The organism is Rhizorhabdus histidinilytica, from assembly GCF_900167915.1.
Taxonomy (GTDB): Bacteria; Pseudomonadota; Alphaproteobacteria; order Sphingomonadales; family Sphingomonadaceae; genus Rhizorhabdus; species Rhizorhabdus histidinilytica.
In genome coordinates this window covers 478,541-495,660 of record NZ_FUYM01000002.1, presented here as the reverse complement: position 1 = coordinate 495,660, position 17,120 = coordinate 478,541, and the positions used below count along the sequence as shown (strand labels likewise).

The 17,120-nt window shown below is 68.7% G+C and carries 14 protein-coding genes and 1 tRNA gene; 5 read left to right on the top strand and 10 right to left on the bottom strand.

Annotation, left to right across the window (positions count from 1 at the left end; all coding sequences use genetic code 11):
• The first annotated feature begins 63 nt into the window (after positions 1 to 63).
• Positions 64 to 1,032: a class I SAM-dependent methyltransferase gene (locus B5X82_RS06080; RefSeq protein ID WP_079647207.1), complete on the top strand. Its 969-nt coding sequence runs from the start codon at positions 64 to 66 to the stop codon at positions 1,030 to 1,032.
• 12 nt (positions 1,033 to 1,044) lie between these two features.
• On the opposite strand, the gene B5X82_RS06075 is transcribed toward B5X82_RS06080, so the two are convergent.
• The 6 genes from B5X82_RS06075 to B5X82_RS06050 all read right to left on the bottom strand — a co-directional run bounded on the left by B5X82_RS06075 (position 1,045) and on the right by B5X82_RS06050 (position 8,327).
• Positions 1,045 to 2,781, bottom strand: a complete 1,737-nt coding sequence (locus B5X82_RS06075; protein WP_079647206.1) for a methyltransferase domain-containing protein — start codon at positions 2,779 to 2,781, stop codon at positions 1,045 to 1,047.
• A 41-nt stretch (positions 2,782 to 2,822) separates the two neighbouring features.
• A complete protein-coding gene (locus B5X82_RS06070; RefSeq protein WP_079647205.1) occupies positions 2,823 to 3,929 on the bottom strand; it encodes a GSCFA domain-containing protein in 1,107 nt (368 codons plus the stop codon).
• Entirely contained in the window at positions 3,926 to 4,669 is a 744-nt protein-coding gene (locus B5X82_RS06065; RefSeq protein WP_079647204.1) for a hypothetical protein, read from the bottom strand. The genes B5X82_RS06070 and B5X82_RS06065 overlap by 4 nt, the downstream gene beginning before the upstream one ends.
• Positions 4,666 to 6,828, bottom strand: a complete 2,163-nt coding sequence (locus B5X82_RS06060) for a hypothetical protein (protein ID WP_079647203.1) — start codon at positions 6,826 to 6,828, stop codon at positions 4,666 to 4,668. The genes B5X82_RS06065 and B5X82_RS06060 overlap by 4 nt, the downstream gene beginning before the upstream one ends.
• A gap of 400 nt (positions 6,829 to 7,228) precedes the next feature.
• Positions 7,229 to 7,315 (bottom strand) — tRNA-Leu (locus B5X82_RS06055).
• 130 nt (positions 7,316 to 7,445) lie between these two features.
• Positions 7,446 to 8,327 (bottom strand): LysR family transcriptional regulator, encoded by an 882-nt coding sequence (locus B5X82_RS06050; protein WP_079647202.1) that lies wholly within the window; start codon positions 8,325 to 8,327, stop codon positions 7,446 to 7,448.
• Between the two features lie 77 nt (positions 8,328 to 8,404).
• Here B5X82_RS06050 and B5X82_RS06045 point away from each other — a divergent pair, with 77 nt between their 5' ends.
• Positions 8,405 to 9,376 (top strand): bile acid:sodium symporter family protein, encoded by a 972-nt coding sequence (locus B5X82_RS06045; protein ID WP_079647201.1) that lies wholly within the window; start codon positions 8,405 to 8,407, stop codon positions 9,374 to 9,376.
• 103 nt (positions 9,377 to 9,479) lie between these two features.
• Entirely contained in the window at positions 9,480 to 10,430 is a 951-nt protein-coding gene (locus B5X82_RS06040; protein WP_079647200.1) for a pyridoxal-phosphate dependent enzyme, read from the top strand.
• Positions 10,431 to 10,457: 27 nt separating this feature from the next.
• Here B5X82_RS06040 and B5X82_RS06035 read toward each other — a convergent pair whose 3' ends face one another.
• Both B5X82_RS06035 and B5X82_RS06030 read right to left on the bottom strand, forming a co-directional pair.
• Complete coding sequence (locus B5X82_RS06035) at positions 10,458 to 10,685, bottom strand: hypothetical protein (RefSeq protein ID WP_079647199.1); 228 nt, start codon at positions 10,683 to 10,685, stop codon at positions 10,458 to 10,460.
• Between the two features lie 90 nt (positions 10,686 to 10,775).
• Complete coding sequence (locus B5X82_RS06030; RefSeq protein ID WP_176152473.1) at positions 10,776 to 11,840, bottom strand: hypothetical protein; 1,065 nt, start codon at positions 11,838 to 11,840, stop codon at positions 10,776 to 10,778.
• A 110-nt stretch (positions 11,841 to 11,950) separates the two neighbouring features.
• Between B5X82_RS06030 and B5X82_RS06025 the strand changes: the two genes are divergently transcribed.
• Positions 11,951 to 12,946 (top strand): ABC transporter substrate-binding protein, encoded by a 996-nt coding sequence (locus tag B5X82_RS06025; RefSeq protein WP_079647197.1) that lies wholly within the window; start codon positions 11,951 to 11,953, stop codon positions 12,944 to 12,946.
• A gap of 203 nt (positions 12,947 to 13,149) precedes the next feature.
• Positions 13,150 to 15,999, top strand: coding sequence for a TonB-dependent receptor plug domain-containing protein (locus tag B5X82_RS06020; RefSeq protein ID WP_079647196.1), 2,850 nt, complete (start codon positions 13,150 to 13,152; stop codon positions 15,997 to 15,999).
• A gap of 55 nt (positions 16,000 to 16,054) precedes the next feature.
• On the opposite strand, the gene B5X82_RS06015 is transcribed toward B5X82_RS06020, so the two are convergent.
• Together B5X82_RS06015 and B5X82_RS06010 are read right to left on the bottom strand one after the other, a co-directional pair.
• Positions 16,055 to 16,687: a tetratricopeptide repeat protein gene (locus B5X82_RS06015; RefSeq protein WP_079647195.1), complete on the bottom strand. Its 633-nt coding sequence runs from the start codon at positions 16,685 to 16,687 to the stop codon at positions 16,055 to 16,057.
• Positions 16,687 to 17,034, bottom strand: a complete 348-nt coding sequence (locus tag B5X82_RS06010; RefSeq protein WP_223811424.1) for a cytochrome c-type biogenesis protein — start codon at positions 17,032 to 17,034, stop codon at positions 16,687 to 16,689. The genes B5X82_RS06015 and B5X82_RS06010 overlap by 1 nt, the downstream gene beginning before the upstream one ends.
• Between the last annotated feature and the right edge of the window lie 86 nt (positions 17,035 to 17,120).

Genomic DNA, 17,120 nt, shown 5'->3' with positions numbered 1-17,120 from the left:
GCCCGTGCGAAAGCGCCGCTGATCATGGTGGCCCTCGCCGCCGTCTCGCGATAGGCAGGCACCATGCAGGACCCCTCGCGTTTCGAGCCCGCCACCGACGAGAATTTCGTCGAGCAGCTCTATCTCGCCGCCAATCCCGACGTCGCGCGCCATGTCGCGGCCGGCGGCGACGCCTGGAAGCATTTCGAACGGCATGGCCGCAAGGAGGGCCGCCGGCAGCTCACCCGCGCCGCCGCCGGCCTGCCCGGCACGCGCGCCGAGGCCAAATATGCCCGCTTCGCCCCGCTGCTCGACGCGGCGCGCGGCGCGGGCGGCGATTTCCGGTTCCTCGGCGCGGCGGACAGCTTCCCGCTCGGCTATGGCGCCGCCGCACACGACCTGGGCGACTATGACGGCGAATCCGCCAATCCGGGCCTGAGCGACTTCGTCGAGACGGTGCGCGCCCATCCCGACCGGCTCTATCTCGACGTCGGCTGCGGCCGCCGCTCGCGGACCTTCGACAACTGCCTCTATCTGGAGGTCTATCCCTCGGTCAGCGCCGACCTGGTCATCGAGCCCGCCTGCCGCTACCCGATCGCCGACGCCTCGCTCGACGGCATCGGTTGCTTCGCGGTGATGGAGCACATGGCCGAGCCCTGGGTCGCCGCCGCCGAGTTCGCGCGGATGCTCAAGCCCGGCGGGATGGTGTTCATCGACTATCCCTTCCTGGTACCGGTCCACGGCTATCCGTCGCATTATTACAACGCGACCCGCGAAGGGCTGGCACGGCTGTTCGATACAGGGTTCGAGCGGGTCAAGCTGGCGACCGAGGCCAACCAGACCCCCGACCATGCGCTCCACTGGCAGCTCAGCGGCCTTGCCGAGGCGCTGACCGACGACGCGCTGCGCGACGAGTTCAAGGCGATGAGCGTCGGCGAGCTGCTGGCCCAGCCGCCCGGCGGGCCCTTCTGGCAGCGGGTGCTGGCGGCGACACCCGAACCGGCCCGCGCCATGTTCGCCGCCGGCAACACGCTGATCGCGCGCAAGCGTTAACCCGCAGGGTCTTTAGGCGCCCGGCGCGGCAAGGGCCTCGGCGAGCCAGGGGCAGCGCGCGAGCAGCCGGGCATGGAGCTTCGCCCTGTCCTCCCACAGCCGGCGATACCAGGCGATGCGCGCGCCGGCCTGCGCCGCGAACATCCGGTTATCGCGAACATCCTCCCACGCCGCGCGCGACAGACGCTCGCGCAGACTATCGTCCGCCAATAGCCGGATGAGGGCCGGCGCCCAATCCTCAAGCCGTTCCGCGATCAGGCCCGTCCGCTCGTCCTGGACGCTGTCCCTGTAAACGGCTGGGGACGCGATCACCGCCGCACCCCGCGCGGCGGATTCGACATATTTGAGATCGCTCTTGAACAGGTTCAGCGCGTCGTCCGCGAGCGGCAGCAACGCGATGTCGCAGGCGCCGATCGCCTCCAGATAGGCATCATAGTCGAGGGTCGGGCGGAAATTCTTGCGGTCGGTCGGCAGCGCGTCGAAGAAGGCGCGATCGTGGACCACCTCGAAGATCGTCGCCGGATGGGCGGCGATGGCAGGCTCCAGAGCGCGGGCCAGCGCAACGCCGAACGTGCCCCGGTTGAGCGCCCCGTAGAAGACGCGCTTCGGCTCCGATCCGGCCGGGCGCGCGCGCAGCGGCGGCAGGACGAACGCCGCATTGGGGAAGACCATGACCTCGGGATTATGCTCGCGGAAGGCTGCGGCGAGCGGCTCAGTCGTGGTCTGCACGGCGTGGGCGGCGGCGACCTGGAGCCAGCGGCTCCGCTCCGGGGCCCAGCCAAGCACCTGTCCGACGAGCTCGGGATGGTCGTCATATTCGGTGACGATCAGCCAGCCGGCGCGGAGCGCCTGGAGCGCCATCCGCTTCCAGGCATCCTGATTGGGCACGGCCGGGCGCTGCAGGACCATGATCTTCGCGGTGCCGTTCGGCACGGGGACGATCTCGACCGACTTTTCCTGATAGCGAACGTTGACTTCGGGGATCGTGCGAAGCTGCTGGGCCGGAAGCCGGGTGCGAACGTCCATGACGCGCGGCGCCATCGCCGCCGTCACGATCTGCATCGGCGTCCGCTCGGGCGCCGGGTTCGCGGCAGGCCGGGCGATCAGGACATATTGGAGCGTCGCGCTGCGATCGAGGAAGCTCCGCCGGTCGATCCCCATCTGCTCGGCCAGGTCGCCGAGCCGGGGCAGCCAGGTCTCGGCCTTCTGCTTGTCGAGCAGAACCTTGCGCGGGCGTTGCTTGATCAGGTTGAACCCGCCCTTCTTCAGCGCCGTCGTGATCGATTCGAGGGTGAAGAAGCGCAGATGAGTACGGTCGAACAGCCCCGCATCCTCGGTAGGCCAGCGACCGTGCATCAGGTGGAACAGGCTGCTCCAATGGGCGATGTTGGGGACGCAGAGCGCGAAACACCCGTCCGGCGCCAGCAGCCGGGCGATCCTGGCGAGAGCGGCGTCCGTGTCGCGCAGATGTTCGAGCACGTCGCCCATCAGGATCAGGTCGAAGGGCTCGCCGCCCGTAATCGCCGCATCGTCCATCGTCTCGATGTCGCCGACCAGTAGCTGGTCGAGCCGTCCGGCAGCCATCGCCGCGGCCGGCGCGTGGATCTCGACGCCGACATAATGGCATTGCGGATTGCGCGAGCGGTACGCCGCGGCGAAATCGCCCTCGCCGCACCCGACCTCCAGCACGCGGCGCGCAAATGGAGCCAGTTCGAGCAGGTCGGGATTGGCGTTACCGTAATAGGACATGGCCACCTAATGGCCGAGCCTCCGCAGGCCAGCAAGCGGGTTCAGGCGGTTTCGTCGCCCCTGTCGCCGCCATCGGCGCCGGGGTCGAGCAGCGCCTCGTCGCACATCACCTGTACCCATTCGCGCGCGGCGGCGAGGGTCGCATCGGGCGTTTCGAAAGCGGGCCCCGCGGGCGGCGCGGGAAGATCGACGCCGGCGGCGTGGCGCAGGAACACCGACATGACATGGGAGACACCCTCCTCGGTGACGTTGCGCAGGTCCTCGGCGAAATAGCGGGCGGCGGCGGGGGCGCCCATGATCATCTCGTAGGAGGGAAAGTAGAAGACGCCGTCATGATCCTCGGCGATCTCCTGCGCGGCGGCGCGCAGCACCGACTTCGAATAGGTGGTAGCCGCCAGCACATGGTTGCCACTCGCGGTCGCGACCAGCGGCACCGGCGAGACGGTCAGGATGATCCGCGCGCCCGGATTGACCCCGCGCAGCCGCGCGATGAAGGCGGCCATGTCGGCGGTCACCTCCCCGACGCGGAAGTTGCGGAAGCGATGCCGCGCCGGATCGAATCGACCACCCGAGACGCCGGGACAGATCGGAAAGACCGCGCCGTCCTCCACCGATTCCCACCCCTCGGTCAGGCCGAGGGTGAAGATGAAGATGTCGAGCGTCTCGAACATCTCGCGCACCTTGGCGAGGTGATGCGCGCGGTCGGCGCGCAGCTCGGCTTCGCCCGCATAGCCTTGCGGCTCGATCGTCGGCCGGAAGGGATCGACCACGCGCCCACCACCCCCGGCCGCGTCCCAGATGTCCTCGGCCGGGACAAAGGCGCCATAGGCCCGATCGAACAGCTGAAGGAGCTGGCGCGCCGTGTAGATATTGCCGTAGCGGGCGCTGAACATTCCATAGCCGTGCCGCTCTGCCGCGTCGGCCGGGACGATAGGATGCGCCGTCTCGGTGACGAGGAAGGCGAAGCCGCTGCGCTTGAGGTAGCGGGCGATGTGCTGGGCGAAACAGCTCCCCGCCGTCGCGACCTTCTCTTCCCGCCCGAGCGTCAGGAAGCCGCCGCCGAGCGGATCGATCGCCGGCCCCTGCCCCGCCACCGCGCGGCGCCAATAGGCGCTGTCGGGGAGGCTGCGATAGGGATGGTCGCTCACAGGGCCTCCAACGCGCGGATCACCGCCTCACCATAGGCCCGGTTGCCATGGGTGGCATCCCCGGCGAAGTCGGGACGGAGGAAGCCCTGCGCGTCCCGCGCCTCGGCGGGCGCCGGCAGGAAGCGGAGGCCGAGATCGGCGCAATAGCCGGCGACGATGCGCGAATGGAGCCGCCAGATCTTGTAGCGCAGCCCGGCCGGCGCCACGCCCAGCTCGGCGATGCCGCGGTTGCGGAAATAGGCGTCGGCCTGCGCGGCGATGATCGCCCCGTCGGCGAGCGGCGGCGGCGATTCGAGCTGGACCACGCCCTCGCCCGCGATCCGCCGAATCTCGCGCAGGCGGATGCGGTCGCGCTCCAGCCCCGCCTCCAGCGTGGCGCGCACCAGCGCCTCGGTGACCGGCTCGGCGGCCGGATCGAGCGGCGGGCCGTCCTCGTCCGACAGCAGGAAGTCATAGGGGCGCGGATGGCGGATCAGCGCGAAGCCGTTGTGGACGTTGCCGCCGCTGGCCGAGGCGACGAGCGGCGCGTGGCGATCGATCTGGTCGCGGATCGTGTCGACCAGCGCGGGGGCGAAGCGCGCGGCGTCGCCCTCTCCTTCGACCTCGGGCGCATATTGCGGCTCGATCGTATGGATGACGCGGGTGCGCGTGCGATCGGGATCGGCCTCGCGCCGCGCCCTGGCCGCCGCGCGCACCGCCGCGACGTGGCTCTGCCCGATGACCAGGATCGCGCGGCTCATCGCGTCACCACGGCCCGGGCGATCGCCCCGCCGCCGTCGAACGGTCCGATCGCGACCTCGACCGCGCCGTCGCCGAGCCGCTCGGCCGGCACCGCCAGCGAGAAGCCATGGCGGCCGTCGCCGAAACCGTGCGGGACGAGGTCGGGCCGGTCGTTCGCCGCTACCGCGATCGCCAGCGACCGTTCCCCCGCACGCGCCTCGATCGCGATCTGCGCCGCCGGCCAGTCGCGCGCATGCGCCCAGCCGTCGAACATCACGGCGCCGTCGACACGCCGCACCGCGTCGAGATGACCCTCGACCGCCGGCGGATCGATCGCCGCCGGTACGGCGGGCGCAGGGCGGCCAGGCACTGTCGCTGGCTCGGGGGAGCCGAGCCGCACCGGCCGGATCATCGCGCGCTCCTGGAACATCGCCACCACGAGGCCCAGCATGCCGATGCCGTCGAAATAATCCAGCCGCCGATGCCGGAGCCGGTCGATCAGCGCGTCGCGATCGATCGTGTCCCACAGGGTCAGGTCGTCGCGCGCCATCGCCTCGGCGGCGATCGCGGCGCGGATGCCGGGGTTGTGGTTGATAGAGAATTGCCAGTTGCCGAAGGTCGGTGGCGCGCCCGCGCCGGGCAGGACCGGCGGCGAGCGCGGCACGTCCTCGCCCAGCGCCGGGTCCCATCCCTGCATCGCGAAAGGCGGCGCGAGCAGCTCGGGCGCGCAGCGCCGGACGATCGCATGGTGGAGCAGCTCGCGCTTGCGCTCCTCGGGGGTCAGGCGGAAGGCGAGACGAAGCAGCGCCGGCGCACCGAGTGGGACGACCGGCTGGCGCTCGAACGACTTGATCGCGCGGATCGCCCCCAGCCAGTTGGGCAGCCGGTTGCGATAGTAGAAGATGTCGGGAAGGTCGGCGTCGGCCGCGCCCGCGGCTCGCGCCTCCTCCATCTGCGCCTGCAACTGCGCCTCCATCGCGGCGCGCGTACCTGACCGCAGCAGCCCCATCGGATCGAACGGCGCCTGCAGCCGCACCATCGCGACCGGATCGAGCGGCCCCGGCGGCAGCGGCTTCTTCGAATAGGCCTTGAGCACCTCGCCCATGTGACCGGTGATCAGCGTGCCCGTGCCGAGCCGATCGCCCAGAATCAGGTCCCAGCCGCCGACCATGCCGTCGCTCTGCCAGGTCTGCGCCATCAGCTTGGCGAAGAAGCGCTCGCGGCTCCAAAGCGCGGGCTCGTCGCTGCCGTGCGGCGGTTCGCGCCGGTGCGGCAGGCCCAGCGCGGCGGCGACGCCGGCCCCCGCGACGACGTCGGGATGGCCTTCATAGCCGCGGGTGAACAGGCGCAGCCGGTCGCGCAGCCCGGCGGCGAGGCAGAGCGCGAGGACGACGCGGCTGTCCTTGCCGCCGGTGATCGGCAGGTCGATCGCGCCGTCGACAGGGATGCCGAGCCGGATCGCCGCCTGCGCCTGGACGATCCCCTCGTCGAGCATCGGATCGAGCGCAGCCGAATAGCCGCGCGGACCGTCGAAGCGGATGACGGGATCGGCCATCGCGGCGAGGGTCGCACCATCGGGCCCGATGCCGATCCGCCGCTCCTGCCCGAGCTGGACGACCGAGCGATAGGCGGTCGCGGTACCGACCCGGTAGCCGATTGCCGGCAGCCAGCGCAGCCCGGACGGATCGGCGGTCCAGTCGTCGAGCAGCGTCGCGACCAGCCCGGCCCGGTTGGCGAGCACCGCCTGCCCCTGCGCGCCATGGAAGAGCTGGTGAAGCCCGGCGCGGTCGGAGAAGGCGTCGAGCGTGCCATCGGGATGGAGGCGCGCGACGGCATATTCGCCCATGACGTCGGCCGGCAGTTCCGTGCCCGGCCGGTCGAGCAGCGCCGCGACTGCCGCCGCGTCGAGCAGCACCGGGCGTCCGTCGACGCTCCGCCAGATCAGGCCGTGGATGATGCAGGCACCCAGCCCGGCCCGCTGCCAGACCTGCGCCTCGGGCGCATAGAAATGGGTGCGGGTCGCGAAGGCGGCAAAATGCCAGCCGCCGGCCGCGTCGGGCTGGTGACCGGTCGCCACATGATCGGGCAGCAGATGCGCCTCCGTCCGCAGCAACGGATGGAGCCGCTCGGCAGGGCGCCCCTTTGCCGCACAATCCCGCCAGAAAATGAACAAGGCCATCAACCAGGCCTTAACGACAATCGCGGCAGGAGGGAATCGTCCGGATCGGCGATCGACCGAGCATGGTCCCGGAGGCGAAAGAATGCGGGGGGAGCCAGAAAATGAATAACCCGGCTTTTGGGGCCGGGTTATTCGCTGGAGGATTCTGACTAATGACGTATCTGGTTTAGCCCATCGGCCCGACAAAGCAAGCCGAAAGCGCACCATACGACAAACTTTCGTCTGATCCGTCAACTTCCATTAAATATCTGCAATCAGACAAGAAACTGTTACGACGCTCCAAGAAGCCGATGGTCCGTTTTCGAGCAATATATCCTGCACCGAAACGACTCGCGCGCCCGCGATCGGCCTGCCGAGCCGTCGATAGGCAGGCCGGGGCCGGATCGGTTGTCGAAGATCATGGTACGGGTGGTCGGACTCGAACCGACATTCTGTTGCCAGAGGCGGATTTTGAATCCGCTGCGTCTACCAATTCCGCCACACCCGCATGCCGCCCAGCGAAGCCGCGGGCCTAAAGGACTGACCGGGAAGCCTATAAGGACGAGCGCGGCCGATTTCCAGATGGGAATGCGATGCCCTCTTCCTCCCCTTCGCCGCGGCAGGCGACCCGCCGCCGGTCAGGCCGTTGCGGCTGCGGCCGGATTACGCCTGCGTCGCAGCAGCGATCCATTCGTCTTGATCATCTCGACGAGCGCGCGCGCGGGATCGCGTCTGGCGGGCTGGCCGACCAGGATCACGAATTCGACCTCGTCGAGCGGCGGCAACCTATCGTCGCGAAGCTCGACGAGCCCCTCGGGCAGCAGCGAACGGGCGTGGGGCGCCACGCCGAGACCGGCCGCGACGGCGGCATGGATACCGCTCTGGCTCTCGCTGGTGCACATCAGCCGCCAGGGCCGGCCGGCCCGTTCCAGGGCCTCGAGCGCACTCATCCGGGTGATCGCGGGGGGCGCGAGGACGATCAGCGGAAGCGGCTGGTCGCGATCGAGGCGGAAATCGGGTGCGGCCATCCAGACCAGCGGATCCCGCCAGACCCCTTCGCCTGCCCCACCGCCGCCCCGCCGCTTGAGAAAGGCGAAGTCGAGTTCCCCCCGGGCGAACCGGTCGCGCAGTATCTCGCTGAGGCCGACCGTCAGTTCGAGGACGACCTTGGGATGTTCGGCGGTGAACCGCCGCAGCAACAACGGCAGGCCCGCCAGGACGATGTCCTCCGAGACGCCGAGCCGGATGCGGCCTTCGAGATCGCCCCGCGCGAAATGACGGAGTGCGCGATCCTGCGTGTCGAGGATCGAAGTGGCGAAGCCGATCATCGCCTCCCCGTCGCTGGTCAGCGCGACCATATGGGTGTCCCGTACGAAGAGGCGGACGCCGCTCACCGCTTCCAGCTTGCGCACATGTTCGCTGACGGTCGACTGGCGCGTGCCGAGAAGGGCGGCGGCCTGGGTGAAGCTCAGCGTCCGCGCCACCGTGACGAAGCTGCGCAGCCATGCCGGATCGAGCATCGGTAATTCCAATCTCCGATAGCTATTACATTGGTCAGCGTGATTTACAATAATACGCGACGGCTTATCCAGCAGCCATGCAAACGCTCCTTCGCTTCCTCGATCCCTATATCGGTCTCATGATGCTCGTCGTGGCGGCGGCGGCCCTGCTGCCGGCGCGCGGCGTCGGGGCGCAGATCGCGGGCGGCGCGGCGGATGCCGGCATCGTCTTCCTGTTCTTCCTCTACGGCGCCCGCCTCTCGCCGCAGGCCGCCCTCAGCGGCATGACGCACTGGCGGCTCCAGCTCGCGGTGCTGGCATGCACCTTCCTGCTGTTTCCGATGCTCGGCATCATCATCTACAGGCTGGCGCCCGCCGGGCTGTCCGGCGCGCTCAGGACCGGCATCCTCTTCCTGTGCCTGCTGCCGTCGACGGTGCAGTCGTCGATCGCCTTCACCTCGATCGCGCGCGGCAACGTACCGGCGGCGCTCTGCGCGGCATCGGCCTCCAACATCCTCGGCGTGTTCATCAGCCCCCTCCTCGCCGGCTGGCTCCTCCAGCGCGGCGGGGTGGTGCTGTCCTTCGACAACGTCGTCGACATCATCCTCCAGCTGCTGGCGCCGTTCGTTGCCGGACAGCTGCTCCGCCCCTGGATCGGCCGGTGGGTCCAGGACAACAAGAAACTCCTCGGATATGCCGACCGCGGCTCGATCCTGCTGATCATCTACGTCGCCTTCTCGAAGGGGATGGTCGACAATAGCTGGACCAATATCGGCCTGACCGACATGGCCCTGCTCGGCATCATCCTCGCCGGGCTGCTGGCAGCGGCGCTCAGCCTGACCTATCTGTTCGGCCGCAAGCTGATGCGGCTGCGCGTCGAGGACGAGATCGTCCTGCAATTCAGCGGCTCGAAGAAATCGCTGGCAAGCGGGCTGCCGATGGCGACCGTCCTGTTCTCGGGGCCGCAGCTCGGCCTGATCGTCCTGCCGCTGATGCTCTTCCACCAATTGCAGCTCATCGTCTGCGCGATCCTGGCGCGGCATTACGGCGCGCGGGCCGAGGCCGCATAGCCGCCGCTCCCACCGGAGTGGCGCAACCTGGGCTGTCACGCTACCGGGATTCGCGGCAGACCCGTCGCGGATCGCGTGCCGGCGCCGTTCAGGAGACGCGAAAATGGCAGACCCCCTTTCCCGAATGTCGCCGGCCAGCCTGGCGGAAGCGCGCGATCGGATCGCCGGCTGCGCCATCCGCACCCCGCTGATCCGGCTGGAGACGGACGGCGGCGGCCCGATCTTCCTGAAGCTCGAAAATCTGCAGCCGATCGGCTCGTTCAAGATCCGCTGCGCCGCCAATGCCTTGATCGCGCGGCGGGACCGGCTGCGCGGCGGCGTCTCGACCGCGAGCGCCGGCAATTTCGCGCAGGGCCTCGCCTATGCCGGCCGCGCGCTCGGCGTGCCCGTCACCACCTATGTCCCCACCACCGCCGCACAGAGCAAGATCGCAGGGCTGCAACGCCTGGGTGCGACCGTGCTGCCGGTGCCCTATGACCGATGGTGGGCGATGCTCGACACGCCGACCGACGACCCGTCCTTCATTCATCCGGTGACCGATCCAGACGTGCTGGTCGGCAACGGCACGATCGCGCTGGAAATCCTCGAGGAGCTGCCCGAGGTGGCGCGCGTGATCGCGCCCTATGGCGGCGGAGGCCTGTCGGTCGGCATCGCGGCGGCGCTACGGGCCAGCGGCTCGCAGGCGCGGACCTTCGCCTGCGAGACAGAGGCCGGCGCCCCGCTGGGTGCGGCGCTCGCCGCCGGCGAGATCGTCGAGGTGCCGTTCGATTCGGGCAGCTTCGTGACGGGGATGGGCGGCCCCAAGCTGCTGCCGCCGATGTGGCCCCTGGCCCGGACGCTACTGGCCGGCTCGATCGAGGTCTCGTTCGCGCAGACTGCCGCGGCGATCGCGCTGCTGGTCGACCGCCACCATGTCGTCGCCGAGGGCGCCGGCGGTGCGCCGGTGGCGGCGGCCCTGGCGGAACCCCATGACGGCCCGACCGTGTGCATCATCTCGGGTGGCCATCTCGACCGTGGCCATCTGGTCTCGATCCTCGAAGGCCGGGTGCCCTGATCCGCGCGGAGCCGGCCGCTCCCGCGGTCAGCCTGCCACGATCGGATGTTCGCCGCGGACGCCGTCGCACAGCCGCTCGATCGCGGCATTCTCGCGAATCGTCCCCGACGGCGTCACCGTCCAGTTGCAGTGCGGATGGGTCGCGACGTCATAGACACGCACCGGGCCGATCGCGCGGCGCCAGGCGCGGCCGTCGCCGCCATGCGCACGCACCAGCCGGTTGACCAGCAGTGCCTGAAGCTGGTGCGCCGTCATGCGCGCGGCCGGGGAAGGAGGTGCATAGGGGCGAGGCTCTTCAATCGGATCGGAATGACCGGGCCAGCTACCCAGTTCGGGGCCACCCCGTCAAACCGAAGCCGCCGCCGCCTGCAACTGCGCCTCGAAGAAGGGTTTGGCCGCCTCGACATGCGGGCCCCAGGCATGGGCCGCACCGGGGATCAGCGTCAGCCGCGATGCCATGCCGGCCCGGTCGTACTGATCCTGCAACAGCCGGGCGCGATCGATCCGGGTGCGGCCCAAGGCGGCATGGGCGGCCGCGTCGAGCCCCGTTTCCTCTGCCGAATAAATGGCGCAGTCGAGCCGATCCTCGGTGCCGCACTGGATGTGGACCGGCACCCGGCGCAGCGCGGGCCAATCGACCGGCTTTCCGAACAGCCGCTCGAAATCGCCGAGGCCGCTCCACCAGCCCCACCGTTCCGACGGCAGGGTGACATAGCTGGGCGCCCCCAGAGCGACCCCCGCCAGGCGATCGGGATCGACATAGAGCAGCCGCTGCGCGAACTGCGCGCCGCCCGAGAAGCCGAACAGCAATATGGCGCTGAAGCGGGTGCGGACCGCCTCCGACAGCTCGGCGACCATCGCCCAGAGGACATGGTCGTAGCGCCACCGCTCGTCGACGAGCTGCTTGTAGCCCTCGTCGGGAACCGACGTGTCGAGATCCATCGGGAAGAGCGGCGCGAGCACGAAGCAGCCGTGCCGCTCGGCAAAGGCGGCGAAGCCGTCGCGCAGGTCCTTGGCATTACGGCTCGATCCATGCACCGCGACGATCAGCGGCGCCTCGCCCCGCCCCTCCGCCATGTGCGCGACCGGAACATAGGGGAAATGGCAAAAGCCCGGAAAGGCCCGGCAGGCGACCGCCGCGAGCGCCCCGGCGATCGGCTGCATCCGCGTCCGCGACAAGGGCGTCACGGGATAGATGGCACGCAGTACGTCGGCGGTCTGCCAGTCGCGCATCGCGGGGGTGAGGCGGGACAGCAGCGCCGCCGAGAGCTGGTAGGGCGCGACGAAGCCATGGTCGCCATGGATCAGCTCGCGCGCCATCGCGTCGGGGACGCTATCGGCGAAATCCGCCAGTCCCTCGCCCAGCATCGTGCGCAGCAGATCTCGATCGACGGTGCCGGAAACCTCCAAGCTCTCCCTCCGTGGCATCGCAGCGATATCACCTTGGCTGATGACTCTAGCTTGCAAATGCCGGCCGGCCAAGAAATAGTATCACCCTGGCTGACATGAGAGAGGATGCCATGACGATCGACCGGCCACGCTCCGCGCTCATGGCGGTCCTGCTGGCGGCACTGCCCGCCGGCTGCACGCCCGTGGCGACCGTCGGGCCTTCCCGCCCTCCGCTGGCAGTGCGCGGCAGCACCGCGACGGTGGAGATCGCGCCGGTGCTGCTCGCCGCGCGCGATCATTTTCCTGATGGCGCCGAGGTGCGCAACGGCGGCATCCCCAACCTCGTCGGCGCCGCCCCGGTCGAAGGGCTGGGCGGCGGCGGCGCGGCCGACGTCGCGACCCATGCCGAGACGCAGGCGCTGCGCTATTCGGTCGCGCATCCCGACATCCGCATCATCCTGACCGTCACCGAGGGCCTCTATCGGATCGTGGCGCGGCGGTCGGCAGGCATCGCCTCGGTCGCCGACCTGAAGGGCAAGCGGATCGCCGCGATCCCCACGACCTCCTCGGGCTATTTCCTTGCCCGGATGCTCGCGAGCCAGGGCCTCGGCCTCGACGATGTCGAGGTGGTCCGCGTCTCCCCGATCGAGACCATGGCCAAGGAGCTTGCCGACCGGAAGGTCGATGCGGTCGCGATCTGGGAGCCGCACGCCGACAACGCGCTCCGCGCGCTGGGGACGGATGCGATCGAGCTGAGCGGCACCAGCATCTATCGCGAACGGTTCAACCTCAACAGCACCGCCGCCGCCCTCGCCGACCCGGCCCGCCGCGCGCGGATCGTCCGCTTCGTCCGTGCGGTGCTGGCCGCCACCGCCGCGATCGAACGCGACCCGCGCCCGGCCCAGGCGCTGGTCGCCGCCACCGGCGGCTTCACCGCGGACGAGGTTGGACGCTCCTGGCCGCACCTCGCCTTTCCGGCAACATTGCCAGGCGATCTGGTCGACTTGCTCGTCGACGAGGAGGCCTGGCTCGCGGCACAGGAGAAACGCCCGGCGCGGGAGCGCGGAGAACTGGCGAAACTGATCGATTCGAGCGTGCTGGAGGAAGCGCTCGCGCCGCCCCGCTGAGGGAGAATCCGGTCATCCGTCATGGGTGACACGGACCTCGCCGTAACGGAAAGAAGGGCGAATACGCCCCGTCATTACCGGATTTGCGCTTGCCTTTTTATCAGCTTCGCTTATGAAGCGCCTTGTTCCGGTTTATTGAATCACATTCAGAATAGTGAGATGAACCTGATCGTTCGATAATATCCTGGAGAGGGGAGTCGGATATGGCACGGCGAAAGATCCACCGTTCGGCAAAGGCTTGGCCGCACCACCTGCTGATCACCACGGCGCTGACCGCATCCGCCGCCGCGCCAGCCTTCGCGCAGGCCGTGCCGGCGAGCGCCGATTCGGCGGGTGCGGTGGAGGAAATCGTCGTCACCGCGTCGCGCACCGCGCAGGATGGCCTCCAGGCGCCCACCCCCACCCAGATCGTCGGTGCCAAGACGATCGAGCAGCAGGCCGCCACCACGGTGATGGAGGTGCTGAACCAGAACCCCGCATTCAAGGCGACCCGCTCGCCCGGTGCCAATGCCACCAATACGTCGAGCCCCGCCCAGGCGACCGCCGACCTCCGCGCGCTGGGCGGCCAGCGGACCCTCGTCCTCGTCAACGGCTCGCGCGTCGTGCCCTTCGCACCGGCCAGCAACCTCGGCGTGCCGACGACGACCGACCTCAACCTCTTCCCCACGCTGATGATCGACCGGGTCGACGTGGTGACCGGCGGCGCGTCCGCGCTGTACGGATCGGACGCCGTGTCGGGCGTCGTCAACATCATCATGAAGAAGAAATATGACGGGTTGAACGTCACCGCACAGACCGGCATCTCCGAACGCGGCGACTATCGCACGATCCGCGGCGGCTTCATCGGCGGCACCAGCTTCAACGACGATCGCGGCCATGTCGTGCTCAGCGCCGACTATTCGAAGAACAACGGCGTTCCGGACATCTACTCGCGCGGCTGGGGCCGCGAGGAATGGATGATCGTCAGCAACGGCCAGCGCGCGACCAACGGCCTGCCCGCCTTCATCCTGGCGCCGAACGTCCACAACAGCCTCGGAGCCGGCGGCGTCATCACCAGCAACATCCCCGGCCTGACCAACATGACCTTCAATCCGGACGGCTCGATCCGTCCGTTCCAGAAGGGCGCGATCTTCGGCGGATCGACGATGATCGGCGGCGAGGGCGGATCGATCATCACGGGCACCGCGCTGGTCCCCGACGTCGAGCGCTTCACCGCCTATGGCAGTCTCTATTATGATTTCTCCGACAGTCTGACCGGCTATATCGAAGGCGGCTATTCGCGGTCCGAAGGCTTCCTCGACGGCGTGCCGATGCGCCTCCAGACGCAAGCGATCCGCAGCGACAACGCGTTCATCCCCGATGCGGTCCGAGCGCTGCTGCCGGCCAACGTCACCAGCTTCAACATCAGCCGGATCGGCCACGACATCGGCATCAACCATTATCGCATCGTCAACAAGACGCCGCACGGCACGATCGGCCTCGACGGCAAGCTGGGCGGATCGTGGAAGTGGGATGCCCACGCCTCCTACGGCATCAACTATTATTCGTCCTACACCACCGAGAACCCGATCACGCAGAACCTCAACTTCGCGATCGATGCGGTGCGCGATCCGGCGACGGGCAACATCGTCTGCCGCGCCGCACTGCAGGGCAACCCCGCCGCGGCGGGCTGCGTCCCGCTCAACCTGTTCGGCGAGGGCAACACCACCCAGGCCGCTCGCGAATATATCTGGGGCGAAGGGCTGGCGAAGGTGAAGTACGACCAGTTCACCGCCGCGCTGAACATGGTCGGCGAACCCTTCTCGACCTGGGCAGGACCCGTGGTCGTGGCCTTCGGCGGCGAATATCGCCGCGAGACACAGAAGCTGACCGCCGACCCGATCGCCTCGGCCAACGGCTTCCTGACCGCCGGCAACGCGGTGCCCTATTCGGGCCGGTTCAACGTCAAGGAAGGCTATGTCGAGGCCACGGTGCCGCTGCTCGCGGACCTCCGCTTCGCCCGAAAGTTCGACCTCAACGGCGCCTATCGCTATGCCGACTACAGCAGCGTCGGCGGCAAGAGCGCCTGGAAGCTCGGCGCGGTGTGGGAGCCGTTCGAAGGCTTCAACCTGCGCGTCGCCCGGTCGCGCGACATCCGCGCGCCCGCGATCAACGAATTGGCCAGCCCCGGCAGCAACGTGACCAACAACGTCACGCTGATCGTCGACGGCAAGACCAAGAATGCTGTGATCCCGCAGAACACCAGCGCGGGCGATCCCAACGTCGACGCGGAATATGCCGACACCTGGACCGCCGGCTTCGCCTATCGCGGCACCGGCGCGCTGCGCGGCTTCGGCGCCTCGGCCGATTATTACAACATCAAGATCAAGAACGCGATCACCAACCTGTCGACCGTCAACATCGCCACGCTGTGCGGACAGGGCGACGCCTATTTCTGCAACCTGTTCACCTACGGCCCCGATCCCAACGCGCCCGGCGAGCGGATCCACACCGGCCTGGTCGCGGGTTCGCTGAACGTCGGCGCCTTCGAGCAGGAGGGTATCGACATGACGCTGAACTACAGCACCAATGTCGGCTTCCTCGGCGACGGCGGCCGCTACAGCATCGCGGCGAGCGGCACCTACATCTTCCACGCCTATGTCGATGCCGGCACCGGTGCGGCACCGATCGATCGCGCGGGCGAGAATGGCTGGTCCAATCTCGGCTCGATCCCCACCTTCCGCGGCAACCTGTCGCAGACCATCGGCAACAAGGATTTCGAGCTGACCCTGCAGACGATCTTCATCAGCAAGGGCAAGCAGGACGTCACCTACAACACGCTGCCGACCAACACGATCAACGACAACAGCGTGCCGTCGGTCACCTATTTCAACCTGTACGGGAAGATCTTCGCCGGCGCGAAGAAGGACTTCGAGTTCTTCTGGGCGATCAACAACCTGCTCGACAAGGACCCGCCGATGACGCCGTACGTCATCCTCAACGGCCCGGTGAACGGACAATATTACGACAAGGTCGGCCGCAACTTCATGATCGGCGTCCGCAAGAAGTTCTGACGGACGTCTCCATGTTCCCCCGCTGGGGCGCCTCTCGCGAGGGGCGCCCCTTTTCCTATTGGGCCATCTGCGCCTTGAGCCGCTCGATCTCGATCAGTCGCTGTTCGAGCTCGGGCCGCCAGGAGGCGTTGGCCGGGGCGCGATCGAGCAGGTCGCGCCACACCGCCTCGGCGCGGTCGAGCTGACCCGCCTGGGCATAAGCGAGGCCCATGAAGAAGGGCGGACCCGGATGGTCGGGCGCGATCGCCGCGGCGCGCTGGAAGGCGAGTTCGGCCGCCGGCGACATCAGCCCGCCGCCATGCACCACCATCGCGTTGCCGAGGCCGACCCAGAGGTCGGCGCTGTTCGGCCGCTTCTCGAGCGCGCCCTTGATGATGCCGACCGCGTAGAGATTGAGCCCCTGGCGGTGGAAGGCGTCGGCGGCGCTCAGCACGTCGGCGTCGCTGCCGACCTGCGCCAGCAGCTTGTCGCGTTCGAGGGCGAAGGCGCTGTCGGGGACCTTGGCGGTTTCGGGCGCCGGGGTCGGCTTGCCCGAAAGCCCGGGGCTGCCCTGCCAGGCATAGCCCGCGACGGCCAGGAACAATGTGGCGGCGACCAGCTCGATTCCGCCCTTGGGCAGCCGGCCGAAGCGCCACAACAGGCCCGCGACGATCAGCGCGAGACCGACGAAGATCAACCAGCCGGTCATCAGCCCTTCCTCCGGCGCTTGAGGCGCCCGCTCACGATCCAGATGCCGAGGCCGAGGAACAGGACCGGCACCACGTAGAGCGGCCAGGTCAGCTCGTCGAGCGGCGGCTTGAAGCTCACCCAGTCGCCATAGCGCTCGATCAGCCAGGCACGGATCGCCTCGGGCTTCTCGCCCGCCTCGATGCGGGTACGGATCAGCGCGCGCATGTCGCCGGCCATCTCCGCGTTCGAATCGGCGATCGACTGGCCCTGGCAGACGAGGCAGCGGATCGTCTCCATCAGCGCCTTGGCCTGCTTCTCCTTGCCCGGATCGGCGAGCTGCTCGTCGGCATATTTCGCCGCCGGCATCAGCGAATCCGCGAGCACGGGGGTGGAGACGGCTATTAGGATGCCTAACACCAAAGCCGTTCGTGTCGAGCCCCTCGACTGCCCGC

What these genes read in the sequence shown, in the direction of transcription:
- B5X82_RS06080 (WP_079647207.1), top strand. Translation starts at nt 64, where the DNA reads ATGCAGGACCCCTCGCGTTTCGAGCCCGCCACCGACGAGAATTTCGTC.
- B5X82_RS06075 (WP_079647206.1), bottom strand. Translation starts at nt 2,781, where the DNA reads ATGTCCTATTACGGTAACGCCAATCCCGACCTGCTCGAACTGGCTCCA.
- B5X82_RS06065 (WP_079647204.1), bottom strand. Translation starts at nt 4,669, where the DNA reads ATGAGCCGCGCGATCCTGGTCATCGGGCAGAGCCACGTCGCGGCGGTG.
- B5X82_RS06060 (WP_079647203.1), bottom strand. Translation starts at nt 6,828, where the DNA reads ATGGCCTTGTTCATTTTCTGGCGGGATTGTGCGGCAAAGGGGCGCCCT.
- B5X82_RS06050 (WP_079647202.1), bottom strand. Translation starts at nt 8,327, where the DNA reads ATGCTCGATCCGGCATGGCTGCGCAGCTTCGTCACGGTGGCGCGGACG.
- B5X82_RS06045 (WP_079647201.1), top strand. Translation starts at nt 8,405, where the DNA reads ATGCAAACGCTCCTTCGCTTCCTCGATCCCTATATCGGTCTCATGATG.
- B5X82_RS06040 (WP_079647200.1), top strand. Translation starts at nt 9,480, where the DNA reads ATGGCAGACCCCCTTTCCCGAATGTCGCCGGCCAGCCTGGCGGAAGCG.
- B5X82_RS06035 (WP_079647199.1), bottom strand. Translation starts at nt 10,685, where the DNA reads ATGACGGCGCACCAGCTTCAGGCACTGCTGGTCAACCGGCTGGTGCGT.
- B5X82_RS06025 (WP_079647197.1), top strand. Translation starts at nt 11,951, where the DNA reads ATGACGATCGACCGGCCACGCTCCGCGCTCATGGCGGTCCTGCTGGCG.
- B5X82_RS06020 (WP_079647196.1), top strand. Translation starts at nt 13,150, where the DNA reads ATGGCACGGCGAAAGATCCACCGTTCGGCAAAGGCTTGGCCGCACCAC.
- B5X82_RS06015 (WP_079647195.1), bottom strand. Translation starts at nt 16,687, where the DNA reads ATGACCGGCTGGTTGATCTTCGTCGGTCTCGCGCTGATCGTCGCGGGC.
- B5X82_RS06010 (WP_223811424.1), bottom strand. Translation starts at nt 17,034, where the DNA reads ATGCCGGCGGCGAAATATGCCGACGAGCAGCTCGCCGATCCGGGCAAG.